Raw genomic sequence first — 26,588 nt, forward strand, 5'->3', positions numbered from 1 at the left:
TTACCCGAAGCTTTCTTCATGCACCCAAACCCTTGCGGCTTGGCATGCATAAGGCAGATAGAATATATTGTTGTTTTCTTATTCAAGTACTTTTTCCAGTGTGTTAAGATATTAGTAGTGAAATTCAGAAGTGAGTAGTTCCAAGGAACTTCAAACGGATGAACGGAAGCTCAAAAGCTTTAGGTGCCTATATCGTCGGTGTCCACCTCTTCCCATTCCGAACAGAGAAGTTAAGCCCGCCAGAGCCAATGGTACTGCCGTAACAGGTGGGAGAGTAGGTCGGTGCCCAATTTTATAATCAAAGCCTTGTCCCTTAAAGACAAGGCTTTTTTTGTTAAAAAAAATTGGTTTAGGAGACGGACATAAACCTTCTATTTTATTTCCTGACTTTAATTTGTATTTTTAAGTACACAGCATATAATTAATATTACTTTTATATTGTCCTCTTTTCAGCGAGGACTTTTTTATTTTTACTTTATGGAAGAACCAAACACCGACAACCAATTAAACATCGAGTTATCTGAAGAAGTTGCTGAGGGTATTTACTCAAACCTAGCCATCATAACTCATTCGAATACAGAATTTGTAGTTGATTTTATTCGCGTTATGCCCGGTGTGCCTAAAGCGAGGGTGAAGTCAAGGATAGTATTAACTCCTGAGCATGCCAAGCGGTTCTTAAGAGCCTTGGAAGATAACATCGAAAAATTTGAATCACTCAATGGCCGAATTAAAATTAATGAAGAGCCGCCCGCTTTTCCACTAAATTTTGGCGGCCCAACAGCCCAAGCATAAAGTGAAGCAACATCTTAAAAAGTTAGTTTATGGAAATACTGATCCCCGTAAGGGGACCAAAGTACACGTCATATCTCATTTTAAGAAGATTGAGAATGTATGGAATAGCTCCCAATATTATGATTTTGGAATTGAGCGAATTACCAGACTTTTTTTAGTTGTATCTAAAGTGTTTTTTCCCGGAATTTACATTGATTATTTATCAAGGAATTCTACATATCAGCACCGGAAAATAACAGGGGAATTCTACATAATATTTAAAACTGTAATGCCATTTCTAATGCTCTACTATAGCTTATGGCATGAGCACTGGCTTTTTGTAATTAATATTTATTTATTGATTGAGACTTTTCTATATATTTTTCACAAAATATTTCTCCCGGAGCATAATCATTACAAAACTCATAACCGCTCACTCATTTTGTTGTTCTTTAATTTTATAGAGGTTATTGCTTCTTTTGGAGTTGTTTACGCTGCTGGTAATTATCTAAACCGTCCTGTAGATAATTGGGCAGATGCCTTGTATTTTAGCTTTATAACGGGTGCAACTATCGGCTACGGCGATTATCACCCGGTAAACGAAGCGGGTAAATTACTGGTTATGCTTCAAATTATAAGTACACTTTCTTTCCTGATCCTATTTTTTAACTTTTTTGCTCCCCGGGTTCAGGATACTGGATTTGTTGATCTAGATAAATAATAATTTTAGAAATATCGTTAGGATCAAACCACTTAATATCTTTGGATTTATTGAACCAGGTTAATTGCCTTTTGGCAAACCTTCGGGTGTTTTGTTTAATCTTATCTATGGCTTCCCCAAATGTAAAATTCCCATCAAAATAATTTAGAATCTCAGAATATCCTACCGTATTTAATGCATTAGCTGTACGGAATGATTTTAGTTTTTCAACTTCCTCCACTAAACCATCCGAAATCATTTGATTCACACGGTTATTTATCCGATCATACAATTTTTTTCGATCTGTATTCAGTCCGATTTTAGCAATATTGAAAGGCCTTTTCTTAGCTATGCGTGTACGATATTCTGAAAAACGTTTACCTGTACTTTCAAAAACTTCCAATGCCCGGATGATTCGCTGTGGATTATTAATGTCAACCTCATGATAATAATCCGGATCAACTTCCTTCAGCCTTTGCTGTAAATATTCAATCCCTTTTTGGGAAAATACATTATTGATATGACTTCTTATTTCTTCTGAAACCTGCGGCAAGTCATCAAAACCATTACAAACAGCATTAATAAAAAGTCCCGATCCTCCAACTAAAATAACCTGGTTATGGGTTAAAAATAACTTTTGAAGTAATTTAATAGCTTCTTTTTCATAATCACCAACAGTGTAGTTTTCGTGAATGGAAAGTGAGTCTATAAAATGATGAGGTGCAGCAGCAAGCTCTTCTTTCGAAGGCTTTGCAGTTCCAATATCCATCTCCTTATAAAATTGCCTCGAATCGGCTGAAATAATTTCTGTATGGTAATACTCTGCCAGCTGAATTGCCAAAGCCGTTTTGCCTATGGCTGTTGGGCCGGCAATAACAATCAGGGTTTTAATACTCATTATGTGATAAAAGGCAGAAGCCTTAATTTTTAGAACTTAATAATCTTCTTTTTCCAAATCATCCGGATCAAAACTTTCATTGTCTGAAAATTCATCCATTTCTTCGTCAGAATCCTCTTCTTCAGTTTCGTTATCAGAAGTAATGCCCATATCGTTCATTTTTTCCAACTCTTCGTGATCTTCCGGATTAAAATCCATTTCATTTAAAAAGTCAAATTCTTCAGAAACTGCTGGTGCAGTTGGTGGCATCAAACCTGTTCCGGCAAGGCGTGGAGCTTCGCCAGCACTCCGGAAAACATATGGATAGGTTTTACCTGCCTCATCATTAAGCAGAATTTTAATCAGCTCCACATGGAAATCAAGCGGCCTGTCAAAATTATAGGTATAATAAAATTTTTGATGAGGATCATCAATAAAGGAACTTAATTTGGAGTTCTCCATGGTTGCCACACCATTTTTGACTTTGCGCTCATTAGGCAAATAAGCAATTTCCTCACTTTTTATCCACTGATCGTTGCTTACATAAAACGATGAGGATGTCTCGGGATTATATTTTGTAGATGCATGAATTGCATGATGTAAATCCTGAAAAGTCTGATTTGATTTAATGTCGATTTCCCTTACAACATCATCATAATCTTCAAAAGAAACCTTAAATCTGTAAATCGCCATTATAATTGTTTTTCAATTAGAATTCAAAATTAATATTTTACCAAAACGATTAACTATAATCGCTCAATAATGTTTTCAAGATATTTAATTAGTAGGGATTACCGGGATGAGTCCCATTTCTTTCCCTTTTTCTATCATAAAATGCAATGCCTCATGTCGGGAATTTTTAATATCCCCCTCTAAAATTGCTTCGCGTATCTGGTTTTTGATCATTCCCACTTCTTTACCTTCTTTTAAACCGAATGCTTCCATAATATCAGATCCGCTAATTGGTGGCTGCCAGTTTCTGAGCTGATCCTGCTCTTCTACATCTTTTAATTTTTGCTGTACAAGCTCAAAATTTTTACGGTATTTTTTAACTTTGTATTCATTTTTAGTTGTCACATCTGCGAAACATAGCATCATTAAACTATCAATGTCATCGCCAGCTTCAAATAATAAACGTCTGACCGCTGAATCGGTTACAATATCCTGAGCTAAGACAATTGGCCTTAAATGAAGTTGTACAAGCTTTTGAACAAATTTCATCTTTTCATTCAGTGGTAGTTTGAGCGAAGCAAAGATTTTTGGAACCATTCGGGCACCTTTATCTTCGTGTCCGTGAAATGTCCATCCATGTCCTTTCTCAAATCGTTTGGTTGCTGGCTTTGCTATATCATGTAAAATAGCGGCCCAACGTAACCACAAATCAGTTGTATGTTCTGAAATATTATCAAGTACCTGCAGCGTGTGATAAAAATTATCTTTATGACCTTTGCCCTCTATAATCTCCACTCCATGCAATTCATGCATCAGCGGAAAAATATGTTTTAATAAACCTGTATCAAATAAATATTTAAAACCTATGGAAGGGATTTCAGACAAAATTATCTTGTTGAGCTCATCTGTAATTCTTTCTGCCGATACAATTTTAATCCGCTGATTATTTTGTTTTATGGCTTCAATAGCTTGCTGATCAATTGTGAATTTTAGCTGGCTTGCAAAACGGATTGCACGTAGCATGCGCAATGGATCATCTGAAAATGTTTCTTCCGGATTTAGAGGTGTACGAATTAATTTCTGCTCCAAATGCTTTATTCCGTTAAACGGATCAATCAAAACTCCGAAATTATTCTTATTCAATCCTAATGCCATTGCATTAATGGTAAAGTCGCGGCGCTTTTGGTCATCTTCCAGAGTTCCGTTTTCTACAATCGGTTTCCGGGAATCGGAGCGGTATGATTCTTTTCGGGCGCCCACAAATTCAATTTCCAGATCATTATACCGAAGCATTGCTGTGCCGAAATTTTTAAAAACGGAAACCTTGCTTTTTATCATTTCCCCTGCAGCTTCAGCAAATTCAATTCCGTTGCCAATTACCAAAATATCGATATCCTTTGAATTGCGGTTCAGAAAAATATCCCTGACAAATCCACCTATCACATACACTTCTGTATGGGTTTGGTCAGCAAGTTTGGAAAGTTTATTGAAAATTGGGTTTTGAAGATATTTTTCCATGTTTATTTACGCATCAGGCTTTTAAATTGCAGCCGGAAAGGCATAATTTCAGAATGTATTCAAAGGAGGGAATATTATTGCGTTTTTTCAAGAAAAAGAACAAAAGCTTTTACTTACGGATGAATTTAAATCTTCCGTCAGCTTCTAATTTCATAATGGTGGATGGCTTTCCAATCGATGAATCATTCTGCTGCCAGTTTACAACATAATCTACGCCATTAATAATGTCATCACTGATATCACTAAACATTTGCGGAGAAGGTTCTCCGCTTTTATTAGCAGAAGTTGAGATGATAGGTTTTCTAAATCGCTGAATTAATTGCTGACAAAAATCGTTTTTCACAATGCGAATAGCTACACTGCCATCTTGTGAAATGGTATTTGGAGCCAGGTTCTTTGCTCCCGAATAAATTATGGTAAGCGGATTTTCAGCATATTCAATCAGATCATAAGCTACTTCAGGAATATCGCTGACATAGGATGCCAATTTATTTTCCGAATCCAGAAGAATAATCATGCTTTTACTTTCATCTCTTCCTTTTAATTTAAATATTTTATCCACTGCTTCTGCATTTGTAGCATCGCAGCCAATTCCCCAGATGGTGTCAGTTGGATAAAGTATTATGCCTCCATTTTTCAGAACTTCTAAAGCTTTATTAATTTCTTCTTTCATTTATTGTTGATGCTAACGTTTCTGGAGCAATTGTTAGTGCACATTTAAAGTGTTTTTCCGGACAGGATTTATAGCCATGAAGTCCGCAAGGTTTACAACTCAGATTTTCAGTTGTTTGAATAATTGTTTGAATATCTGATAAAGGCCCAAATCCAAATTCGGGTACAGTGGAGCAAAAAATAGCAGTTGTAGGGGCATTCATAGCAGATGCAAAATGTAAAGGTGCCGAATCGTTGACATAATTCATGGTTGCATCTTTCATCAAAGCTGCAGATTGCAAAAAGTTTAGTTTTCCGCAAAGATTAATGCAATTCTGGTTTTTCGAATTTCTGATAATCAGTTCACAATTTTCAAAATCAGAAGGTGCTCCGAGTAAAAAAATATGCAGATGCGGAGGTACTAGATTCAAAAAAGTTTCCCAGTGCTGATGAGGATATTGTTTGGTGAACCAAACCGAATTAGGTGCAATGGTAATATATGGTCTTGATTTATATGCAGCTACTTTCGTAAAATCAATTTCAGAAGGATAGAGTCTTGGCTTTTCGGCGAAACTGTCTGTCAGATCTTCAATCAGCAACTGGTTACGATCAATTTCATGCAAGGTTCCATTGGCTTTTATGATATGCGGGATTTTAACGTTGAAAAATGCAGAAAGTGGATTTTTATCAAAGCCGCGTGTTTGTTCAGCCCCCGATAAAACAGTTAACATACCTGATGAAAAATAACGCTGCAAATTTATGAGCAGATAGTATTTTTCGTTTCTGATTTGTAAAGATAATTTAAGAAGGTTTATAGTTTTTTGCCTTTTTTTATCCCAAACAAATACCTTTTTGATAAAGGGATGATCAGTTAAAAGTGATTCATTTCCTTTACGTACCAGAAAATCAATAGTTGCATCCGGATAATGACGATGCAGCTTTTCTGCCAGAGCAGTTGCTAAAACTACATCGCCAATAAATGCCGGCTGTACAATTAAAATTTTAAACATTAAACAGCAACATTATTTTCTCTCAGTGCATCATTTAATGATGTTTTTTTATCTGTAGACTCTTTACGCTGTCCAATAATTAAAGCGCAGGGAACCTGGAAATCTCCGGCTGGAAACTTTTTAGTATAGGAGCCTGGTATAACTACCGAGCGAGCAGGCACATATCCTTTATATTCTATGGGCTCATCGCCGGTAACATCAATGATTTTTGTGGATGCCGTTAATACAACATTGGCTCCTAAAACAGCTTCTCTCTCAACACGAACTCCTTCAACTACAATGGCACGTGATCCAATAAAGCAATTGTCCTCAATTATAACAGGTTCTGCCTGAACGGGTTCTAATACGCCTCCAATTCCAACACCTCCGCTTAAATGAACATGTTTACCAATTTGCGCACATGAACCAACTGTTGCCCAGGTATCCACCATCGTTCCTTCATCCACGTAGGCACCAATATTTACATATGAAGGCATCATGATCACGCCTTTTGCTAAGTATGAACCATAACGAGCTAATCCATGCGGAACAACCCGAACACCTATTTCTTTAAAATTGGTTTTGAGCTTCATTTTATCATAAAAAACAAAAGGACCTGCATTAATTTCTACCATTTCTCTGATGGGAAAATATAGAATTACTGCTTTTTTTACCCACTCATTTACATGCCATCTGGTACCTATTGGTTCGGCCGCCCTCAGTAATCCATTATCCAGATGATGAATTACCCTCTCAATAGCATCTCTATATTCCTTGAAGTTGGTCAGGTTACGGTCTTCCCAGGCTTCTTCAATTAGTTTTTTTAATTCGGTAGTCATAATGTTAATTTTACAGGCAAATTAAAGGATTTTATGCCGGTTTTCGCTGATTGCTTTAATTGTTATGTAATTTAGTCATCTATGGCAATTATTGAAAAACTTCGGATTGATAAATATTTATGGGCTATCCGGGCTTTTAAAACCAGAAGTATAGCTACCGAAGCATGCAAAGCCGGGCGGGTAAAACTATCCGGACAAAATTTGAAAGCTTCTCACATTGTTAAAATTGGGGAAACTTATACTGTTCAAAAAGGGATAGAAAGAAAAGTTATAAAAGTGATTGATTTGCTTGAAAGACGAGTAGATGCTAAAACGGCGGTGAATTTTTACGAAGATCTTACTCCTGTAGAAGAAACTCAGGCTTATAAATCTGTTTTTCATGCACCCACATTAACCCGCGACAGAGGAGCAGGCCGCCCAACCAAACGGGATCGAAGAGATATTGATGATTTACAAGAGGGTTGGTTTGATGAATAATAAAACTATCAGCCCTAAATTTTTTAAATTTTTATCTATCTCTTAATAGTTGGAAGTGCTATTCAGGATTTGGTTAAATTAAAAATCGCTATTTCAGCACGCGAGCCGAACCTGATGGGATAAGCCGTAGTACCTATTCCTTTTGAAACGTACAAATGAGGACGACTTTCTTTATACCAGCCATTAACATATCTTCCGCTTCCTCCGGGAGTAAACGGAGCATATCCCAAGATTTTTATTTGGCCGCCATGAGTATGGCCGGATAATACCAAATCAATTGGAATATTTCCCATCTCATCCTTTATAATATCGCGGTGCTGAGGACAATGAGTTAAAACTACATGATGATCTGCGGATTTATAGTTTTTCACTGCTTTTTTAAAATCCGCAGTTCCTGCCATAAAATCATCTATTCCTGTAATAGAAATGCTTGAATTGCCGAATTGATATTTTCTGGATTCGTTTATTAATAAATAACCATTGTGCTTTTTATAAATATCGCCTAGCTCATTAATAATAATGCCCCTTTCATATTCGCGGTTTCCCAGAATTGCAACTTTTTTAATATGATGATCAAACAAACTTAAAAATTCATCAAAAACAATTTGCTTTTTGTACCGATCAATAGAATCGCCTGTAAATAACAGGAGATCGGGATTTATCTTATTAATTTTTTTGGCGAGGTTTCGGTGATTTCTTCCAATTGACTGAAGGTGCAGATCAGAGATTTGTATAATTTTTAAATTATCTGAATTGCGGTCAGCATCATCTAAATAATATTCATTCGTTTCTATAAAATACTTTTCCAGCCAGAAAGCATCCAGAATAAATACAGAGCTGGTTAGAGTAAACATATCTATCAGAAACTGCCGTCTGGATATTTTAGGGATTTTAAACATCAATATTTAACGTTAACTATTATTAGATTATGTATATGATGAAGATAAACTTGGTTTGTTAGTTCTTAATAGGAAATTTTCATAGGAGATACGTCCCACAATTTAAAGGCTTCCTGTGCTTCATTTCGTAATATCTGCACTACAGGTAGTTTTCGATCTTCCATTGGCATATCTATCTCATCATAAATAAACTGATCATCGAAGCCTATTTCGGCAGCATCACTTTTAGTATTTGCATAATAAATAATATCCAAATGCGACCAATAAATTGCTCCCAGACACATAGGGCATGGTTCGCAGCTGGTGTAAATCACACAACCTGTTAAGTCGAAAGTGTTTAATTTTTTGCAGGCCTGCCGGATGGTTGAGATCTCGGCATGTGCTGTTGGATCGTTAGTTGTGGTTACTTTGTTTGCACTTTTAGCTATTACTCTGCCCTCTTTTACAATTACAGCTCCAAAAGGTCCTCCTTTATAATTTTCAACATTTTTTTTAGAAAGGCTGATTGCCATTCTCATGAACTTTTGATGCTCTCTATCCTCTTTTTTTAGCATTTCCTGTTTGATTATAATAAGTAATGTTGTAAAACAATAAACCCCGGCATTTGCCAGGGTTCAAATGTATCCCAAGGGATAGAATATTATTTATTTTCTTTTTTGTATTCGTCATTTAAGCCCGAAACCACTTCCTTGGTTACATCCAGGCTTTCATCAGCAAAAAGAACTGTTGGATTGGCTTTTGAATAAGTTAAAACCATTTTATATCCTTTTGTTTTTGCATGCTTTTTTAAGAAATCAGAAACCTTATTGTAAAGTTTTTCATTCTCTGCAGCTTCTTCACTTGCTAAAGCATTGCCTGCATTCTGATTAAAAGCAGCAAGTTCCTGTTGCTTACGGGCCAAACGCTCTTCAGTAGCAGCACGCTGCTCGGCGCTTAAATTTGCAGCACTTTGCTGATAGGCAGCAACTTCTCTCTGAAATGCAGTTCCTTTTGAAGTTAGATCTGTTTGGGCTTTTTTAGATTTAGCCTGAAATTTATCTTTAATAGTTTTAAAATACTCGTAATTGTTGAGTAAGGAATCAGAATTCACAAAGACAATCAGTTCCGTTTTTTTATCTGTTGCAGATACTGCAGTTTTAGGTTGTTCTTTATTGCAGGAGATTACTACCGCTGCCAAAACCAATGCGGCAGTAAATTTTGTTAGAGTTGCCAATGCTTTTTTCATTTATCTAATTTGTTTCTAAGGGTGATGAAGACCTCATATGTACAGCTAATTTAATGCTGTTTTAACACATGGAAAATTCATTCTTTTTTTAAAATTTAGGCAAATATAAACTTTCAGGCCAAGTATCCCAATCATTTAACTTTACTTAACAATTTGTAAATAAAACTGACGTTAATTTTCTCCACAATGGGTCAATATCCGGCTAAATTGGTTATTTTTGATACTTGTTGTTATACTAAAATATGAGCGAAGAAATTACAGACAGATCTAATTATTCAGCGGATAATATACAGGTTTTAGAAGGTTTAGAAGCGGTAAGAAAACGCCCTTCAATGTACATAGGTGATACGGGTTTTAAAGGATTACATCACCTGGTTTATGAAGTAGTAGATAATTCAATTGATGAAGCTCTTGCAGGTTACTGTTCGGATATCCAGGTAACTATTCATAAAAATAATTCAATTACAGTAGAAGATAACGGTCGGGGAATTCCTACCGCCATGCATACCAAGGAGAAAAAATCTGCTTTGGAAGTGGTTATGACCGTTTTACATGCCGGTGGTAAATTTGATAAAGATACTTACAAAGTTTCCGGCGGTTTACACGGTGTGGGTGTTAGTTGCGTAAATGCACTTTCAATCCACTTAACAGCAGTGGTGCATCGCGATGGACAAATATTTACCCAGGAATATAAATGCGGTAAGCCATTATTTGATGTTAAAGTTATTGGTGAAACAGATCGCACAGGTACTATTGTTAATTTCCTTCCGGATGATAGTATTTTTACGCTAACCACCGAATACAAATTTGATACAATTGCTGCCAGACTTCGTGAACTTGCTTTTTTAAATAAAGGAATTCGTTTATCCCTGCAGGATGAACGCGAAGTTTTGGAAGATGGCAGTTTGCTCAGAGAAGAGTTTTATTCTGAAGGTGGCTTACGTGAATTTGTTCAGTATTTGGATATAACACGTACTGCAATCATTCCCGAACCAATTTATGTGGAAGGTATTAAGCAGGGAATTCCTGTAGAACTTGCACTTCAGTATAATGATACTTATGCAGAGAATGTTCACTCATATGTTAATAACATTAATACGCATGAGGGAGGAACTCACGTAGCTGGTTTCCGCCGGGGGTTAACCCGTACATTAAAGGCATATGCCGAGAAATCCGGATTGTTAAAAAACATGAAGGTTGAGATTACAGGTGATGATTTTCGTGAAGGATTAACTGCAATTATTTCCGTTAAAGTTCAGGAGCCTCAGTTTGAGGGTCAAACCAAAACTAAATTAGGAAATAATGAAGTAATGGGTGCCGTTGATATTGCCGTAGGTGAAATTCTTGGTAATTTCCTTGAAGAAAACCCAAAGGAAGCAAGGCTTATTGTAAATAAAGTTATTCTTGCTGCTACTGCTCGTGCTGCTGCACGTAAGGCCAGAGAAATGGTTCAGCGTAAAAGCGTAATGGGCGGTTCGGGTTTACCCGGCAAATTAGCTGATTGTGCTAATAATGATCCTGCTGCATGTGAGTTATATCTTGTCGAGGGAGATTCTGCGGGTGGTACGGCTAAACAGGGTCGTGATCGTAATTTCCAGGCTATTCTCCCACTAAAAGGAAAAATCCTGAACGTAGAAAAAGCAATGGAACATAAGATCTACGACAATGACGAGATCAAGAACATGTTTACTGCAATGGGGGTAAGTATTGGCACCGCCGAGGATGATAAAGGATTAAATATGGATAAACTGCGTTATCACCGGATTATAATCATGACGGATGCTGACGTAGATGGCTCACATATTACCACCTTAATTCTTACCTTCTTTTTCAGATATATGAAAGAATTGATAGAATTTGGATACATCTATATTGCTGCTCCGCCATTATATCTTGTTAAAAAAGGTCGTGAATTTGAATATGCATGGAATGATGACCAGCGTGATTCTGCGGTTCAGCGTTTAAAAGGTGCCGGTAAAGAAGAAAGTGTACATATTCAGCGTTACAAAGGTTTGGGAGAGATGAATGCAGAACAATTATGGGAAACAACCCTAAATCCGCAGACCCGTACTTTAAGAAAGGTAACTATCGAAAATGCAGTTGAGTGCGATCGTATATTTTCAATGCTTATGGGAGATGAAGTTGCTCCCCGCAGAGAATTTATTGAACGAAATGCCAAGTATGCACGTATAGATATCTAGTTTATGTTTTATGAATATTTGAAATAATCAAACCCTTCCATTTTCGGAGGGTTTTTTTTATTTGCCAAAAAAATCAGGGACCATCCGGTACATACCTAAGATAAATTACAGCACTTATTTCCTTGCTGGACCTTATGGTGATATTGTGTTTTATTTTACCGTCCCAAACCGTAAGGTTTGACGTATTTGGCGGAACCAAACCTAAATTCTCCGCATAAAGTACTAATTCATTTAATTCTGAATTTTTATCAAGCCTGAAGTTTTGTTTATACGGCTTTTTGAAAATCCCTATTTTCTGCAACAGGGGACGTCGATTAAGGTAAATAGAAACAGTGTCATTATCCTCCCTTAAATAATCCCTGATTTCTAACTTAAGTACATTATTTTTTACGTTAATAATTATCGGCTTTGCCAGTTTGGTTTCAAGAAAATTTACCGAATTAGATTTGTCAGCTAAAATTGCTTGTAAAATTTCTGCGGGGATAGGTTCAAGATCCTTAACCATTTTTGAATTATATCTTCTGAGGTATACATTTCCCGGTGTGCAAGGCGAATTATTGATCAGCGAGCCGGTCCATTTCCCGGTTAAAAAATCAGTGCTGTCTTTTTGAATAAATTCAAGTCCCATGTATTTAATACAAAGCTTTAAAACATCATTTGGCATTTTTTCTTTTAAGATAACCAGCTCAGTAAGCTTGGAGGATTTTTGATTTACAGTTCCAATAAAATCAAGAATGCCATCAAATTGCAGGGGATCTTCATTTCTGTATATATACGCAGTTCCTGTTATTAAGTCTCCGGTTTGATCTTCGATATGAAGAGCATAACCTGAATTATAGGAGCTTTGGGCGGTTATATATCCCTGCCAAATTCCTTTGTAATTAATTTGCGAAAAAGTATTTGATGTGAAGCACAGAAATAAAAGACTGAAAAACGTAAAACACTGACCAGATTTTTTCCAAAAATTTTGCTTCATATTATCTTGGTTTTTTCCCCTTATATTTTAAATAGACTGCTGCTGTTTTTTGTTTATCTGATGAGATCATTATACGATGGATTTGATCGCCGTCAATTACTAAAAGCTGAGATGTATTGGGTGGAATTTCGCCCAGATTTTCTGCGTAAAGCAGCAATTCATTTAATTCGGTATTTGGATCTAATTTAAAATTAATGAGTGTGGCACGCTTAGAAATCCTCACGTTTTTGGCTAATATATTCCGATTTAAATAAACCGAAACGGTATCATTATCTACTTTTAAATAATCTATTAACTGGATTTGCAGATTTAAACTGGTTACAGATATTTCCGTAACTTTTCGCGGTTCAGTAGCTAGAAAAGGCGAATCGAAATTAATTTCCGTTACCGGATTGTCAGAAATCGTTAAGGGGGCAGCCGTTATAACAGAATCCCTGTTCTCATGCAAAAATTGGTCTAAGCCGGCAACTGTTCTGGATAATATAACTCTTCCGGGTATGCACTTATCGTTTGGATCATCTTTATTAAATCCTGTCCAGCTGCCTTCCAGATATTCATTATTATTCTCTTTACGATAAACTACCTTGATATCTTTAATACAAGCTACCCAGTTCCAGGGTACTTTATCAATTTTAACCCAATCTCTGCTCTCAATTAACCGGATAGTATCATTTTCAAAATATCCTGACAAGCCAATTTTTATTTCAACATAATTTTCGAGATAGGCGTAGGAATCTCCCCAGATATTTTTTTTCTGATTTAGTTCCAGCTCAAAATCGTAAAGTTCGCTATAGCCTCCAGGTTGCTGGGTAATTTTTCCAAACCATTTACCGCTTACATTTCGCTGAGAAAATGCAGGGGTAAGGCTGGTAAATAAGATCAGTAAGCAGACAAGCGTTTTCATAAGTAAAGCTATTGGTAATCAATATACTGATTTTCAATGGCTTTACGAATAGGCTATTTACTCAACTTTAACAATAATTTCTTGTAATTGATAATTGCATTATACTCCTGTAATATATCTCCACCTAAAACACCAATAACGGGGGGTAGCTGCAGGTTTTCATACGCAAGGCAAATGGAGGATAGGTCGAGCACGGCGGCTTCAAAGTTTTTAATCTTTATTTTGCCTATTTTAATTTCAGCCAGCTGAATCGTAAAACTTTCCATAGAATCAGTTCCCAAGCCTGTAGAAAGTTTGTCGGAAAATAGCAGATCTGAAGAAGCTGTGTATTTTTCTACGGTATTTTTGTCCAAAACAGTTTTAGACGCTCCCGTATCCAAAACCACATTAAAGGGATTGCCAAAAACAACAACTTCCACTAAAATGTGGAAGCCGTCGTTTTGTAAATTTATGAGTTCTAGAGGAACTGAAATCGTTTTCATATGCTGCTATTTCCCTTTAGGGGGAAATTTAAGAACAACTATATTACATGGGAATCACGTAAGACCTGATTCATATTACGGACAGCTTCTGCACTTTTGTTAAAAGCAGCCTGCTCTTCTTCGTTCAATTTGTAATCAATGATTTTCTCCCACCCGTTTTTCCCAATTACAACAGGTACGCCCATACAGATATCATCCTGACCATATTCTCCGCTTAAAGAAACACAGCAAGGGAATACTTTTTTCTGATCGCGAACGATACTCTCAACTAATGCAGCACCGGCAGCTCCGGGAGCATACCATGCAGAGGTTCCTAATAATCCGGTTAATGTTGCACCACCGACCATAGTATCTGCAGCAACTTTCTTTAAAGCTTCGCCGTCAAGTAAATTTGAAACAGGGAAGCTGTTCATTGTAGCTAAACGCGTTAAAGGAATCATTGTGGTATCCCCATGACCGCCAATAACAACACCCTGAAGATCATTTGGAGAACAGTCCAAGGCAAGACTTAAATAACATTTAAAACGTGCGCTATCAAGAATTCCACCCATTCCAATAATCCGGTTTTTAGGTAATCCACTTGATTTTAACGCAAGGTAAGTCATGGTATCCATCGGGTTGCTGATCACCACGATGATGGCATCAGGAGAATACTTTAAAATATTTTCCACTACACCCTTAACAATATTTGCATTGGTTCCAATTAATTCCTCGCGGGTCATTCCGGGTTTACGTGGAATTCCTGAAGTAATTACTACAACGTTTGAATCAGCAGTTTTGCTGTAATCGTTGGTGCTTCCGGAAACTTTGGTGTTGAAGCCAAGCAAAGTTGCGGTTTGCATCATATCAAGAGCTTTACCTTCTGCAAAACCTTCTTTGATATCTAACAAAACCAATTCTTCTGCTAATTCTCTTCTGGCAATATTATCTGCACAGGTTGCACCAACAGCGCCGGCGCCTACAACGGTAATTTTCATATAGTGATTTTTTGATTAGAAATAAATCTTGCCGAATATAGATATTCTTCTTCTTTTTTGAGAGGATAACAGGATTATTTGAAAGCCAATTATAGAATATTTACGCTTTTTATATGATCGCTAATAACAGTTTTAATTTAACTCCTTTTCTATTCAAAATATCAGAATGGATATCCGATAGCCAAATTAAAAACCAAATTATCTCTTCGCCATTGTTTATCTGCAAATTTAATCTGATCCACTACCCAGCGATCTCCTTTTGGAAGCCAGGGCTTCCGCAGGGGGAAAGCAAGATCTGTACGCAGAACCAGGAAAGAAAGATCAAAGCGCAAACCAAAACCGGTTCCAACAGCAAGTTCACTTAAAAATTCTTTGCTGAATTTGGCCCCCGGCTTGTTGGGGTTTTCATTGAACAGCCAAATGTTACCCGCGTCCAGTAAAAGAGCTCCATGAACAATGCCGGCAAGTTTCTGGCGATATTCGGTATTAAATTCAAGCTTTAAATCTCCGGATTGATCTGGCAGGAAATTGTCGATACTTGAATCATCCGGACGGTAAGTTCCAGGCCCCACAGAACGGGCCCTGAAAGCACGGATACTATTGCTACCGCCAATAAAAAATTGTTTGATAAAAGGAAGCTCTGAAGAGTTTCCGTAAGGGTAACCTAATCCAGCTATTAAACGACTGGCTATTTTTGAGTTTGTTCCTGTTTTAAAATAGTATCTCAGGTCTCCATCGATTTTTGCATACTGGGAATACCGTGCTCCGAATAATGTTGCCGTATCGCCTGTTGTATAATCTGCTTTCTGCAATAGTCCCAGAATGTTTCCCGCCAGATCTACATTTCCGTTGAAAAAAATATTGTTTTTACGGGTAACTTCCAGCTGATCATTATAAGTAAAAGAATATGTTGAACCTACGATGAATTGTTTTTCAATCGTTTTTGCAAGAGTAATATTGTTTCTAACACTATCGCTGTATAAAGGAGTAATATTGGCCGGCTGAACATAATTAAAGCTCAATAAATTCACTTCATGTTCTTTGCGAATATTTTCTTTCCAGTTGTATCCGGCAGATGCACGGAAGGAATTTAAAGAATAGAGTTTTCGTTTATTTAGGATTTCATACCCCAGAGTGAATTTAGAGCGGGGAACAAAAGCATTGGATGTGTTTACATCAAAAAATGGGATCAGAAAACGGGGTACAGAAAGAGTTGCTTCAGTTCCTGCACGGAAAGTGTTATAACCCCTTTGTGTGCCGCTTACCTGCACTTCAAAACTTCCGTATCCTCTAATACTTAACTGTTCGGCGCCCCGGAATGCATTTCGATTTCTCCAGCTAAGCGATAATTCAGATCCTGTTAAATTATTTGATTTTGTAGTGCCTAAAACTTCAGCCCGCAACGATTTTTTGGGCAGGGGAGTGAGATAATAAAATGCGTCAAGCGAAGGATTACTCTGACTATCATTACGCTCAAAACGGTTTTTTACAAATTTGAAAGAACCCAGAGTTGTAAGGCGGCTTAAAGATAAGTTGTGATCTTTTCGATTATAGACTTCTCCGCTTTTAAAAAACATAGAGCGACTGAAAACGGATGGCTTGAATGTGCTGTCTTTATCAATTACATAATACCCGTCAAACAGAACCGCACTGCTTTTAGACGTGTCGGCCTGTGATTGTGCAAGGGTAAAATTAGGATATATATAAATGTCATCTATTGTATAAACTTTCCGGGCTAATGACGGGGTTGAAGGTTTTACGGTTACATATAAATTTACTTTATGTTGCCCGATGGTACTATCTACACGAACAAATAAATAATCAGGACCGAAATAATAAAACCCGTTTTCTTTTAAATTCTGATCAATACGGTCACGTTCACCTTTTATTACATCCAGGTTGTACGGATCATTAACCTTTAAAAGGGTTTTTGAGGCTGTTGCAGAAATTGCCTTTTCTAAAATACTGCTGTCCGAAGGAAAATTAACAGAACTAATAAGGTATCGCGGACCTAACTCTGCAATATATTCCGCCTTAACTTTACTATTTTTTGAAATGGTATCACCGGTTACTACTGCCTGGAAATAACCTTTATTTTGAAGACGGTTTTGTAAAATATTCTGGTTATTCTGAAGATCAACATAGCTAGCAAAAACAGGTGGTTCGCCTATTTTATTTTTTAGCCAGTTACGCAAACCTTTGGGTTTTTTAGGAGTTCCGGCAATATTAAAGGCAAAAAGCTTAGGCCTTAAACCCAAAATGGAGGTATTGGGTTTAGGACGCAATAATCCTTTTAATTCAGTGCGAAGTGCTTTTGTCTCTTTTTTCTTAATACTATCGCCTTCAATTTTTACATCACCGCCTATATATAACTTTTCGCCTTTTGGCAGATACTTTATATTGCTGCATGAGGCTATAATAAGTATTGCGAATAACCAGAAGTATTTAATCAGATTCAACATTAATTATCAATATTAACCACTTGTTTAGCTTCAATTTTTTCTTGCTTTTTACTTTCTTTTTCTAGTCTTCTGCGCCCTTTTTCCTCTTCTGTTTTGCGGGCGAATATTTCTTTGAATTGATTGTAATCTAGGGTGATGATAAAGCCTACCCCGGTTTCGATAAGGTATCCTTCAACAACTCCCTGGTATTCATTTTTTCGGTAAGCCCGTAGCATATAGCGGCCATCTTTCGAAAGCTGGTAATCAAGTGCTACGTTACCTGCTATATTATTTGAACTCTGATTTGAATTTCTTGGGCCTTCTAATTCAAAATTACTTCCGATACTAACTTTTAAGCGGTCGTTAAGAAGCCTTTTGGAAAGACCAACATTCAGATCTGTCCGGTTTTGCAAAGAACCTGTAGTATAATCTTCGGATGAAACCAGATCAAAATTCAGATCTACTCCTTCAATTAAGTTACCCGCCAAATTGTTCAACTGATCGGACAAGATTTTGCTTACACTATTTCGAGCCATCGATTCAATTCCGCCGCCGCCTGCACTGCTGGCAAATGGATTTTCGGCAACAAAACGATTAAGTAATAGCAGAGCGAACACCTGTTTATTTAATTCGGAGGGCTGTGATTCAAGTTGGGTAAGACGATACTGAACATTGTCCAATACATCGCGGGCAACATTATAGTTTTTGTTGGTTGGAAGTTCAATATCAAAAGTGATCTCCGGCTTCATTAATTCTCCTTTCATATTCAGAGATACTTCAAAAGGCAACTTTTGCTTGTAGCGGTTTAAAGAGGCAGCAGGCTCATCCAGCTGACTTTCCACCAGATCAATCGGAGCGGTGTTGGCAACATAGATTGCTGTAACATTTACATCTGCAGTTGTTGGTTCTCCCTGCCAGTTAATGGTACTTCCTTTTTCTATTTCAAAACGTCTTTTTATAAAATTGAAGGAAAGTTCATAGGCACCTTTTACCAATTGAAATGCGCCGGTAAGATTTACTTTTCCGCTTGGGTCAATACCTGCAGTTAACTGTGCATCGCCTTGTACCTGCAGAAAATCGCCGTTGCCTTCATCAATAACAATATTGAAAATTGCTGCAGAATCTACTTCAATATTAACGGCTACATCCATGCCGCTGATGGCCATTGTATTTAATGTATCCAAACCTGAAGTAAGAGCGCTTGCATTTTCAGGATTCGAAAAGTCAACAAATTCAACAATTCCTTCACGGGAAATTACGCCCGGATCGCTTTGCGGAACAACTACCGTAAAATTTGTTCCTTTATTAATCTTCACGCTGCCGTCCACTTCGGGGCTATTCATATCTCCGCGAATGCGTAAATCACTATTCAGGAATACATTTCCGTAAAATAATTTATTATCTTTTTTAGTACTGCTTAAAACTTTAAAGTTTTCTGTTCTGGCTGTTAGTCCAAATCTGTAATCCAGGAAATTATTTGTAAAAACTGTACCGTCAACTACTGCTTCATTACCTATAGAATCTACCAATGTAAATGAGTCAAACTGAATCCCATCTCTGGTAAAGGCGATTTTTTCCTCATCAATCGTATAATAGGAGTTTAACATAGAAATGTTAAATGCGGCCTTGTTAAAGTTAATGTCGCCCCGAACAGAAGGTACATCCGGAGAACCTGTTAATTTTAATTCACCACTAAGATTGCCGCTTGCATTTTTAATATTTCCCATAGATAAACCTTCCATAGTCGCCAGGTTTACGTTTCTGATATTCAGATCAAAATCGAATGTGCTTTTATTTTCAGGTCTCAGATAATATTCTCCATCCAGAAAAATATCATTTCCTTTTCCGGTTATATTTACTGTTGCCGCGTAGGTATTGGCTTCGCGATTATTAACCTTCATGCTGATATCGCCCAGCGTATCGCTCCGGAAAGTGAAATCCTTAATATTCAGATCTCCAACAAATACCGGACTGCTTGCAAGGTTACTCAGGATTATGTTCCCGTTAATAGTCCCATCCGCTAAAAGTGAATCCTGTTCGGCAATTGCTGTAAGGGTTGCAATTTTAAAATTCGAAAAATCAACGCTGAGAGGAGCATTAATCTGAGCCGGGTTACTGGTCACCGAGAGGTTTTGGTTGTTATTTGAAATGATGAAATCATTTGCCAAAATCCCTTTAGTGCCGAATTGAATGAAGTTTTGCGAAGATACAGCCCATTCTTCATAATTCATGAGCAAACCGCCCGGATTAAAACTAAAGCGGTATTGATCTGTGAAGGCTGATAATAATCCCGCAATGCGATATTTATTTTTATCTGCCTGATCTTTAATGTTAAGATTTAAATCTAACTGATCATTTTTAGCACTGCCATCGAGACTGGTTTTATTTATTTGAATGGATGATGTAGAAATGTTGTCGAGATTTAAACTGTAATTTAAAGCTGTTTTATCTGAATTTATATCCAGCAGTAAATTATTAATAGTATTCCCGTTGTAAATTATTTTTGGAGCATTTGCTTCTAACGTTAAATTGCTTTGGGTGCTATTAAAAGATCCTTTGATGCTTACGGGTTCTAATCCTGTAAGTGCAGGCATAAATTCCTGAATTATTGGGCGGTTGGTTATGTTGGCTGTAAAAACGAAATCCTGTGCTGTACTTACCGGCAGCATTTTCCCATCGCCAATTTTAAAATGTCTGTTGATTTCATTAAAAAGAATATTTCCGGTTTCTGTAAGTTTATAATTTCCGATAATAGAGGCAGTTAAAAATTCAGATCGAATTCTTAGATCTTTTTGGTTGCCATTTACCGAAGCATCTACATTAATGCTGTCTAATTTATAGCGGTTTCCTTTTACAACAAGCAATAAATCAGAAGCTTTAATTGTTCCAATGAGCCGGTCGGGATCAGTGGATGGAAGGTCGGCAACAATTCTTCCGCGAAAGCGGAGATCTTCATTATATAAATTAAGTTTTTGAAAGTTGGCGCTATCCAGATCTAAAACCAGGCTGACTGCAGGAAACGTATTTTTAATATTGGCCCTGGCTTTTAAATTAAACCGAAGATTCTGATCATTCATTTTTGCAGAAAGATTCACATTCTGGTTAGCGATGCTTCCGTTTAATCCCAGATTCTGGTAGGTATATCCATTTACGTCGGCCCTGCGGGATGTTCCGCTGAATTGGGCAGTCATATATTTTGGATCCAACCCGGTTCCTGAAACTTTTGCATCAGCGGTAATCCGGCCAAGAGAGGCTTCCTGCTTTATCAGGCGTCCCGCATTAAAATTATTCAATTTTATAGCAGCATTAAAAGTTTCTCTGCCGGCACGGTTTCCGTTCTGTAAATTCCCGGCAATTTGAGCAGCACCATAACTAGAATTCAGGTTAAGGTTAGTTCTAAAACTATTTATGCCGCCATTAAATTTTCCGGTAACATTAAAGGATTCGGGCAGGCGAATGTTTGCCGGTATAATGCCGGCCGATAAAAGTTGATTTAAATCATCTCTGCTAGATTTAAACTCGCGAATATTTACATTAAAATTAGCCCGGTTCATGTCGGGTAACCCTGCTATATTGCCTGAGGCCTGTATTCGGGTATTTCTAAATCCTGTAATCCGGAGATTTGGTATAGTCATATTGCTTAAACTTCCTTTAACAGCTCCGTTAATATTCACAATTGCATTGGGATTATTTTTAAATGGATCTACATCGGCAAGCAGCGGGACAAATGTTAATACATCTTTAAAAGATAACCGACTGTTTTCAAGATTAACATTCAGGCTCATTTTTCCGGGATCTTTAGCCAGCGCATCCAGGGATGGATAACCTATTCGTACATAATCACGCAAAGTTGATCCCGGCGTTTTGATATACAAATCCTCTAAAAGTGCACCTGTATTGCTGTAAATAAAATTAGTTTGAAGTTCGTTCAAGACAAAGCCATCCTTGTTTTTAAAACTTGCGTCAGCAATACTACCAGAAATTGTATCCAGACTATAAGAAAAATTATCTGCCTGCAGGTTTAAATCAGTTATTCCCAAATGCGCATAATCCATACCTTTTTTTAGAACCGGCATGTTAAAATCATCATACTTTAAATTGGTATTGCTGAAATCCGCATTTCCAATGGTCAGCCTCCAATCATTGTTCAACGTCGCTGTTGCTACTTTTTTGACCTCGGTAACTACAATTTTAGCCTGCTCTGACCTGCCCAGAATTACTTCTGATTTTGTATTGGATAATTTAAGATTTTTTAATGCTACCCTTTGTTTCTTAAGATTTATAGAATCTACATCGGCAAGTAGCTGACCCAAATCTAAATTGGTTTTTAAGCGGGAAATATCGTTTTGGTAATTGAGCTTTATTTTCGAAAGATCGATTGTTCCCAGCTTTAAATCCAGATCAAAAGGTTCATTACTATCGGCTTCAACTTTCGCTGTGCTTTCCTGTTTAAGAGCCGGCTTGCTCTGAATGATATTTGCATTTAATCCAGATAATTTAATATTTGGAATCGAAAATTTCATTTTATCCAAATCAAATTCCCGGATACGGGTATTAAAATGATTTAGTTGAAAACGGACATCATTCGCAGTAACCGCATCCTGAAAAGAAACATTTATCCGGTCGAGATTGATCTTGTCTAATGAGAATTTCATGGCGGCCGCAGAATCGGCTGGAGGAGCATTCTTGCTTTGTTCGGTAATAAATGCCTTTAGGATGTAGTCGAAATTAAAGACACTGTCGGGCATTGTTCGCTGCACCTTAGCGGTTATTCCTCTGAGGTCGATTTCATTAATCTCAACCTGATTTTTTAAAAGTTTTAATAAGCTGATATCTACTTTTAAAGTATCGCCAGCCAATAATGTATCTTGATTCTGATCTTCAAAATATACATCTTCCAAAACAATTAACTTAGGGAGATCAAGACTTAATTTTTTGATTTCAACCTTTGTTTTGAGTTTATTCTGCAAGAAAGAAACTGTTTTTTTGCGTGCAAAATCCTGAACGGCCGGAACCTGGATTAATACAAAAATAAGCAGCACCAAAAAAATGATACTGCCTGCAATCCATAAGAAAATCTTTAGTGCTAAAGTTGTTCCTTTATTCAAAATGACATTTTTTATTTGAATGCAATTTTAGTACCATCTTAATACCTAGAAAGATAAAACCTTGAGAATGGAAAATGTTTTTAAAAACAGAGACTGTTTAATAATTAATGCGAAGCTATGAGGAATTAAAAAGAGAATTTACTTTCTGCCCGCTCTAAAAGATTAGTAAATTTGGAGCTCAATAATTAAGAATGCCAGATTTTTCCCACCTCCACGTACACACCCAGTTTTCCCTTCTTGATGGTGCTGCCGATATATCCCGATTGTTCAAAAAAGCCAAGGCTGATGGTATGAAAGCCATGGCTATTACAGATCATGGCAATATGTTCGGTGCTTTTAAATTTGTTGCCGAAGCCGGAAAACAGGGAGTTAAGCCAATTGTAGGCTGCGAGTTTTATGTGGTGGATAACCGTCATATAAAACAGTTTACCAAAGAAAAAAGAGATAAGCGCTACCATCAGTTATTACTGGCCAAGAATGCTCAGGGATATAAAAATCTCGTGAAACTGTGCTCGTTGGGATATATGGAAGGTTTATACAGTAAATGGCCACGTATAGATAAGGAGTTGATTTTGCAATATCACGAAGGATTAATAGCAACCACATGTTGTATTGGTGCTTCTGTTCCTCAAACCATTTTAAAGAGCGGCGAAGAAGATGGAGAAATTGAATTTAAATGGTGGCTGGATCTTTTTGGCGAGGATTTTTACATCGAGTTACAGCGCCATGATATTCCAGAACAGCATATTGTCAACAACGCCTTGCTGAAATATGCTAAAAAGTATAATGTTAGAGTAATCTGTTCAAATGATTCGCACTATGTAGATCAGCAGGATGCCAATGCCCATGATATTTTACTTTGCGTGAATACGGGCGATATGCAAAGTACGCCAATTGCCACTGACGAAGAAGGCGGCAAAGGATTTCGTTTCGGGTTTCCTAATGATCAGTTTTATTTTAAAACTCAGGCAGAAATGGGCCAGTTATTTCATGACTTGCCAGAATCTCTGGACAATACCAATGAGATTGTTGATAAGGTAGAACACCTTCAGCTGAAGCGGGATATTATGCTTCCTAATTTTCCGATACCTGATGAATTTAAAATTCATACAGGAGCAGAAGCGGAGAATATGAATCAGTGGGAATATCTCAAGGATTTAACTTTTAAAGGAGCAAAAGAGAGATATAAAGATATTACACCCGAAGTAGAAGAGCGATTGAATTTTGAGCTTTTCACTATCCGCACCATGGGTTTTGCTGGTTATTTTTTGATTGTTGCCGATTTTATTCAGGCGGGTAGAGATATTGGGGTATTTATTGGTCCGGGGCGTGGATCGGCGGCCGGTTCTGTGGTAGCTTACTGTACCGGAATTACCAACATTGATCCTATGAAATATGGATTGCTGTTCGAGCGTTTCCTCAATCCCGATCGTAAGTCAATGCCCGATATCGATACGGATTTTGATGATGCAGGCCGCCAGAAAGTAATTGATTATGTAGTTGAAAAATATGGCAAGAACCAGGTAGCACAGATTATTACATACGGCTCTATGGCTGCAAAATCCAGTATAAAAGATGTGGCCAGGGTTCTTGATCTTCCCTTGTCAGAATCAAATATGCTTGCAAAATTAGTTCCCGACAGGCCCGGAACCAATCTGGTTCAGGTAATGACCACACCACTGGAAAAAATAAAAAAAGAGCTTAATCCCGAAGATTATGATAATGTTGTAAAACTGCGGGATATTCTTGCTGAAGGTAAAAGCGTTCATGCAAAAGTATTGAAAGAAGCCTTGATTCTGGAAGGCTCGGTAAGGAACGTGGGGATTCATGCCGCAGGAATTATTATTGCCCCTTATGATCTGACAAATATTATCCCGGTAGCAACTTCTAAAGAATCTACTTTACTGGTAACTCAATATGACGGAAGGGTAATTGAAGATGCAGGTGTAATTAAAATGGACTTTTTGGGTCTGAAAACTCTGACCATTATTAAAGACGCATTACGTCTCATCAAACAAAACCATGATGTTCATATCGATATAGATTATATATCTCTGGAGGATCAGAAAACTTTTGAATTATACCAGCGGGGTGATACGAACGGAACATTCCAGTTTGAAAGTGATGGAATGCAAATGTATCTGCGTGAACTAAAGCCCGATAAATTTGAGGATCTGATTGCGATGAACGCATTGTATCGTCCGGGGCCTATTGAATATATCCCAAAATTTATTTCGCGGAAGCATGGCCGGGAACAGGTTACTTATGATCTGGGTGATATGCAGGAATATCTCGAAGAAACTTACGGAATTACAGTTTACCAGGAGCAGGTAATGCTTCTTTCGCAGAAGCTGGCCAATTTTAGTAAGGGAGATGCCGACGTTTTACGTAAGGCGATGGGTAAAAAGCAAATTGAAGTCCTCAATAAAATGAAGGCGCAGTTTATGGATGGCTGTAAAATTAACGGACACGATTTAAAAGTTGCCGAAAAAGTCTGGACAGACTGGGAGGCTTTTGCTCAGTATGCGTTCAATAAATCGCATTCTACCTGTTATGCTTTTGTAGCGTATCAAACCGCATACTTAAAAGCGAATTATCCTGCCGAATACATGGCAGCAGTGTTAAACAATCAAAATAATATTGAAAAGATTTCTTTCTTTATGGAAGAATCACGGCGGATGGGAATACCGGTTTTGGGGCCGGATATTAATGAATCTGAACTAAGTTTTACCGTAAATAAAAAGGGTGAGGTCCGTTTTGGAATGTCGGGTATCAAAGGTGTCGGAGAGAAAGCTGTAGAGAGTATAGTTGAAGAACGGCTGGCTAATGGCCCGTACAGCAGTATTTATGATTTTGCACGCCGCACCAATTCCAGAGCAGTAAGTAAAAAAGTTTATGAAAACCTGGTTTATGCAGGAGGTTTTGATTGTTTTGGCTTTCACCGGGCTCAGTTCTTTTTTTCTCCGGAAGGAGGGAATTATAACGGAATTGAGCGGCTGATTAAATACACCAACGATTATCAGAACAATGCCAATTCCTCTCAGGCTTCGCTATTTGGAGGAACTAACGATGCGGATATCTCTGAACCTGTTTTGTCTGAATGCACTGAGTTCGGTCTGATTGAAAAGCTGAAATACGAGAAGGATGTGATCGGGATTTATCTTACAGGGCATCCGCTGGATAATTATCGTTTCGAAATGGATAATTTTTGCAGTCATCAGGTTAAACATTTAAGCCTGATCAGCCGCATGAAATCAGCCGAAGTTTCTGAAGAAGATAAAGAGGAATTTAATAAAATTAAAAACCGTGAATTGGTTATTGGGGGATTAGTATCCATGTGTACACATCGTACTACAAAAACCGGGAAGCCTTTTGGCTCATTCATGCTCGAAGATTACAGCGATACATTTGAAGTAGTATTATTTGGAGAAGATTATGTAAAAATGAGGCAATATCTGAATGATGGATTTTTTCTTCAGATCAGGGGAATGGTTTCTGAACGCTTTAAACAGAAAGATAACTGGGAATGGAAGGTAAGCAACATGGTATTACTTTCAGAACTTCGTGATAAAATGTCAAAATGCCTTACCATTCAAATGCCTTTAACAGAAGTAAATGAAGAATTTATTTTAAAAATAGACGAAATAGTAAAAATTAATACTGAACACAATCCCAGTAGAAATTGCCAGCTAAAGTTTTTAATTATGGATTATGAGAATGAAACAACTTTAGAGATGCCCTCTAAATCTGTAAAAATAAACCCAAGCAATGAATTTCTGGAACATATTGCCAAGCTGAACGGCGTTCGGTATAAGTTGAACTAATGTCACAATGGCATCAGCATTTTTGTGGCAAGCATATTGAATACTATATTTGATTAT

Annotated in this window: 20 protein-coding genes and 1 rRNA gene; 6 read left to right on the forward strand and 15 right to left on the reverse strand. The window is 37.3% G+C overall.

The window, feature by feature from the left end; all coding sequences use genetic code 11:
- Window positions 1–179: 179 nt before the first annotated feature.
- The 3 genes from rrf to G521_RS17810 all read left to right on the forward strand — a co-directional run bounded on the left by rrf (window position 180) and on the right by G521_RS17810 (window position 1,492).
- Window positions 180–291 (forward strand): 5S ribosomal RNA (rrf, locus tag G521_RS0110865).
- Window positions 292–477: 186 nt separating this feature from the next.
- Window positions 478–792, forward strand: a complete 315-nt coding sequence (locus tag G521_RS0110870; protein WP_026898562.1) for a DUF3467 domain-containing protein — start codon at window positions 478–480, stop codon at window positions 790–792.
- A 1-nt stretch (window position 793) separates the two neighbouring features.
- Window positions 794–1,492 (forward strand): potassium channel family protein, encoded by a 699-nt coding sequence (locus G521_RS17810; RefSeq protein ID WP_051189700.1) that lies wholly within the window; start codon window positions 794–796, stop codon window positions 1,490–1,492.
- Here G521_RS17810 and miaA read toward each other — a convergent pair.
- The 6 genes from miaA to G521_RS0110905 all read right to left on the reverse strand — a co-directional run bounded on the left by miaA (window position 1,437) and on the right by G521_RS0110905 (window position 7,017).
- Window positions 1,437–2,369, reverse strand: coding sequence for a tRNA (adenosine(37)-N6)-dimethylallyltransferase MiaA (miaA, locus tag G521_RS0110880; RefSeq protein WP_036679100.1), 933 nt, complete (start codon window positions 2,367–2,369; stop codon window positions 1,437–1,439). The two genes, G521_RS17810 and miaA, sit on opposite strands and share 56 nt — an antisense overlap.
- A 36-nt stretch (window positions 2,370–2,405) precedes the next feature.
- Window positions 2,406–3,041, reverse strand: a complete 636-nt coding sequence (locus G521_RS0110885) for an IS1096 element passenger TnpR family protein (protein ID WP_026898564.1) — start codon at window positions 3,039–3,041, stop codon at window positions 2,406–2,408.
- 84 nt (window positions 3,042–3,125) lie between these two features.
- Window positions 3,126–4,538, reverse strand: coding sequence for a CCA tRNA nucleotidyltransferase (locus tag G521_RS0110890; RefSeq protein WP_026898565.1), 1,413 nt, complete (start codon window positions 4,536–4,538; stop codon window positions 3,126–3,128).
- Between the two features lie 109 nt (window positions 4,539–4,647).
- Window positions 4,648–5,211 carry an L-threonylcarbamoyladenylate synthase gene (locus G521_RS0110895; protein WP_026898566.1) on the reverse strand — a complete coding sequence of 188 codons (564 nt, stop codon included), beginning with the start codon at window positions 5,209–5,211 and terminating at the stop codon, window positions 4,648–4,650.
- Complete coding sequence (locus G521_RS0110900) at window positions 5,195–6,199, reverse strand: glycosyltransferase family 9 protein (RefSeq protein ID WP_026898567.1); 1,005 nt, start codon at window positions 6,197–6,199, stop codon at window positions 5,195–5,197. Before G521_RS0110900 ends, G521_RS0110895 begins: the two co-directional genes overlap by 17 nt.
- A complete protein-coding gene (locus G521_RS0110905) occupies window positions 6,199–7,017 on the reverse strand; it encodes a 2,3,4,5-tetrahydropyridine-2,6-dicarboxylate N-succinyltransferase (protein WP_026898568.1) in 819 nt (272 codons plus the stop codon). The genes G521_RS0110900 and G521_RS0110905 overlap by 1 nt, the downstream gene beginning before the upstream one ends.
- Before the next feature lie 81 nt (window positions 7,018–7,098).
- Between G521_RS0110905 and G521_RS0110910 the strand changes: the two genes are divergently transcribed.
- Complete coding sequence (locus tag G521_RS0110910; RefSeq protein ID WP_026898569.1) at window positions 7,099–7,494, forward strand: RNA-binding S4 domain-containing protein; 396 nt, start codon at window positions 7,099–7,101, stop codon at window positions 7,492–7,494.
- A gap of 62 nt (window positions 7,495–7,556) precedes the next feature.
- On the opposite strand, the gene G521_RS0110915 is transcribed toward G521_RS0110910, so the two are convergent.
- The 3 genes from G521_RS0110915 to G521_RS0110925 all read right to left on the reverse strand — a co-directional run bounded on the left by G521_RS0110915 (window position 7,557) and on the right by G521_RS0110925 (window position 9,618).
- Window positions 7,557–8,393, reverse strand: a complete 837-nt coding sequence (locus tag G521_RS0110915; RefSeq protein ID WP_036679104.1) for a metallophosphoesterase — start codon at window positions 8,391–8,393, stop codon at window positions 7,557–7,559.
- A 65-nt stretch (window positions 8,394–8,458) separates the two neighbouring features.
- On the reverse strand, window positions 8,459–8,947 hold the full coding sequence (locus G521_RS0110920) for a nucleoside deaminase (RefSeq protein WP_051189701.1): 489 nt from the start codon (window positions 8,945–8,947) through the stop codon (window positions 8,459–8,461).
- An 86-nt stretch (window positions 8,948–9,033) separates the two neighbouring features.
- Window positions 9,034–9,618: an OmpH family outer membrane protein gene (locus G521_RS0110925; RefSeq protein WP_026898572.1), complete on the reverse strand. Its 585-nt coding sequence runs from the start codon at window positions 9,616–9,618 to the stop codon at window positions 9,034–9,036.
- Between the two features lie 242 nt (window positions 9,619–9,860).
- Between G521_RS0110925 and gyrB the strand changes: the two genes are divergently transcribed.
- Complete coding sequence (gene gyrB / locus G521_RS0110930; RefSeq protein ID WP_026898573.1) at window positions 9,861–11,819, forward strand: DNA topoisomerase (ATP-hydrolyzing) subunit B; 1,959 nt, start codon at window positions 9,861–9,863, stop codon at window positions 11,817–11,819.
- A 73-nt stretch (window positions 11,820–11,892) separates the two neighbouring features.
- Here the strand turns inward: gyrB and G521_RS0110935 are convergent, their stop codons facing one another.
- The 6 genes from G521_RS0110935 to G521_RS0110960 all read right to left on the reverse strand — a co-directional run bounded on the left by G521_RS0110935 (window position 11,893) and on the right by G521_RS0110960 (window position 22,707).
- On the reverse strand, window positions 11,893–12,795 hold the full coding sequence (locus G521_RS0110935) for a hypothetical protein (protein WP_026898574.1): 903 nt from the start codon (window positions 12,793–12,795) through the stop codon (window positions 11,893–11,895).
- A gap of 1 nt (window position 12,796) precedes the next feature.
- Entirely contained in the window at window positions 12,797–13,699 is a 903-nt protein-coding gene (locus G521_RS0110940; RefSeq protein WP_026898575.1) for a hypothetical protein, read from the reverse strand.
- Window positions 13,700–13,752: 53 nt separating this feature from the next.
- Window positions 13,753–14,181 carry an aspartyl protease family protein gene (locus G521_RS0110945; protein WP_026898576.1) on the reverse strand — a complete coding sequence of 143 codons (429 nt, stop codon included), beginning with the start codon at window positions 14,179–14,181 and terminating at the stop codon, window positions 13,753–13,755.
- Window positions 14,182–14,219: 38 nt separating this feature from the next.
- Entirely contained in the window at window positions 14,220–15,158 is a 939-nt protein-coding gene (mdh, locus tag G521_RS0110950; protein WP_026898577.1) for a malate dehydrogenase, read from the reverse strand.
- Between the two features lie 161 nt (window positions 15,159–15,319).
- Entirely contained in the window at window positions 15,320–17,620 is a 2,301-nt protein-coding gene (gene tamL, locus G521_RS0110955) for a translocation and assembly module lipoprotein TamL (protein ID WP_036679107.1), read from the reverse strand.
- On the reverse strand, window positions 17,620–22,707 hold the full coding sequence (locus tag G521_RS0110960; RefSeq protein WP_026898579.1) for a translocation/assembly module TamB: 5,088 nt from the start codon (window positions 22,705–22,707) through the stop codon (window positions 17,620–17,622). The genes tamL and G521_RS0110960 overlap by 1 nt, the downstream gene beginning before the upstream one ends.
- A gap of 191 nt (window positions 22,708–22,898) precedes the next feature.
- On the opposite strand from G521_RS0110960, the gene dnaE reads away from it, so the two are divergent.
- Complete coding sequence (gene dnaE, locus G521_RS0110965; RefSeq protein ID WP_026898580.1) at window positions 22,899–26,531, forward strand: DNA polymerase III subunit alpha; 3,633 nt, start codon at window positions 22,899–22,901, stop codon at window positions 26,529–26,531.
- The last annotated feature ends 57 nt before the right edge of the window (window positions 26,532–26,588 follow it).

Origin of the sequence: Daejeonella oryzae DSM 19973 (assembly GCF_000422945.1) — a bacterium.
Taxonomy (GTDB): domain Bacteria; phylum Bacteroidota; class Bacteroidia; order Sphingobacteriales; family Sphingobacteriaceae; genus Daejeonella; species Daejeonella oryzae.

What these genes read in the sequence shown, in the direction of transcription:
- G521_RS0110870 (WP_026898562.1), top strand. Translation starts at nt 478, where the DNA reads ATGGAAGAACCAAACACCGACAACCAATTAAACATCGAGTTATCTGAA.
- miaA (WP_036679100.1), bottom strand. Translation starts at nt 2,369, where the DNA reads ATGAGTATTAAAACCCTGATTGTTATTGCCGGCCCAACAGCCATAGGC.
- G521_RS0110885 (WP_026898564.1), bottom strand. Translation starts at nt 3,041, where the DNA reads ATGGCGATTTACAGATTTAAGGTTTCTTTTGAAGATTATGATGATGTT.
- G521_RS0110890 (WP_026898565.1), bottom strand. Translation starts at nt 4,538, where the DNA reads ATGGAAAAATATCTTCAAAACCCAATTTTCAATAAACTTTCCAAACTT.
- G521_RS0110895 (WP_026898566.1), bottom strand. Translation starts at nt 5,211, where the DNA reads ATGAAAGAAGAAATTAATAAAGCTTTAGAAGTTCTGAAAAATGGAGGC.
- G521_RS0110900 (WP_026898567.1), bottom strand. Translation starts at nt 6,199, where the DNA reads ATGTTTAAAATTTTAATTGTACAGCCGGCATTTATTGGCGATGTAGTT.
- G521_RS0110905 (WP_026898568.1), bottom strand. Translation starts at nt 7,017, where the DNA reads ATGACTACCGAATTAAAAAAACTAATTGAAGAAGCCTGGGAAGACCGT.
- G521_RS0110910 (WP_026898569.1), top strand. Translation starts at nt 7,099, where the DNA reads ATGGCAATTATTGAAAAACTTCGGATTGATAAATATTTATGGGCTATC.
- G521_RS0110915 (WP_036679104.1), bottom strand. Translation starts at nt 8,393, where the DNA reads ATGTTTAAAATCCCTAAAATATCCAGACGGCAGTTTCTGATAGATATG.
- G521_RS0110920 (WP_051189701.1), bottom strand. Translation starts at nt 8,947, where the DNA reads ATGCTAAAAAAAGAGGATAGAGAGCATCAAAAGTTCATGAGAATGGCA.
- G521_RS0110925 (WP_026898572.1), bottom strand. Translation starts at nt 9,618, where the DNA reads ATGAAAAAAGCATTGGCAACTCTAACAAAATTTACTGCCGCATTGGTT.
- gyrB (WP_026898573.1), top strand. Translation starts at nt 9,861, where the DNA reads ATGAGCGAAGAAATTACAGACAGATCTAATTATTCAGCGGATAATATA.
- G521_RS0110935 (WP_026898574.1), bottom strand. Translation starts at nt 12,795, where the DNA reads ATGAAGCAAAATTTTTGGAAAAAATCTGGTCAGTGTTTTACGTTTTTC.
- G521_RS0110940 (WP_026898575.1), bottom strand. Translation starts at nt 13,699, where the DNA reads ATGAAAACGCTTGTCTGCTTACTGATCTTATTTACCAGCCTTACCCCT.
- G521_RS0110945 (WP_026898576.1), bottom strand. Translation starts at nt 14,181, where the DNA reads ATGAAAACGATTTCAGTTCCTCTAGAACTCATAAATTTACAAAACGAC.
- mdh (WP_026898577.1), bottom strand. Translation starts at nt 15,158, where the DNA reads ATGAAAATTACCGTTGTAGGCGCCGGCGCTGTTGGTGCAACCTGTGCA.
- tamL (WP_036679107.1), bottom strand. Translation starts at nt 17,620, where the DNA reads ATGTTGAATCTGATTAAATACTTCTGGTTATTCGCAATACTTATTATA.
- dnaE (WP_026898580.1), top strand. Translation starts at nt 22,899, where the DNA reads ATGCCAGATTTTTCCCACCTCCACGTACACACCCAGTTTTCCCTTCTT.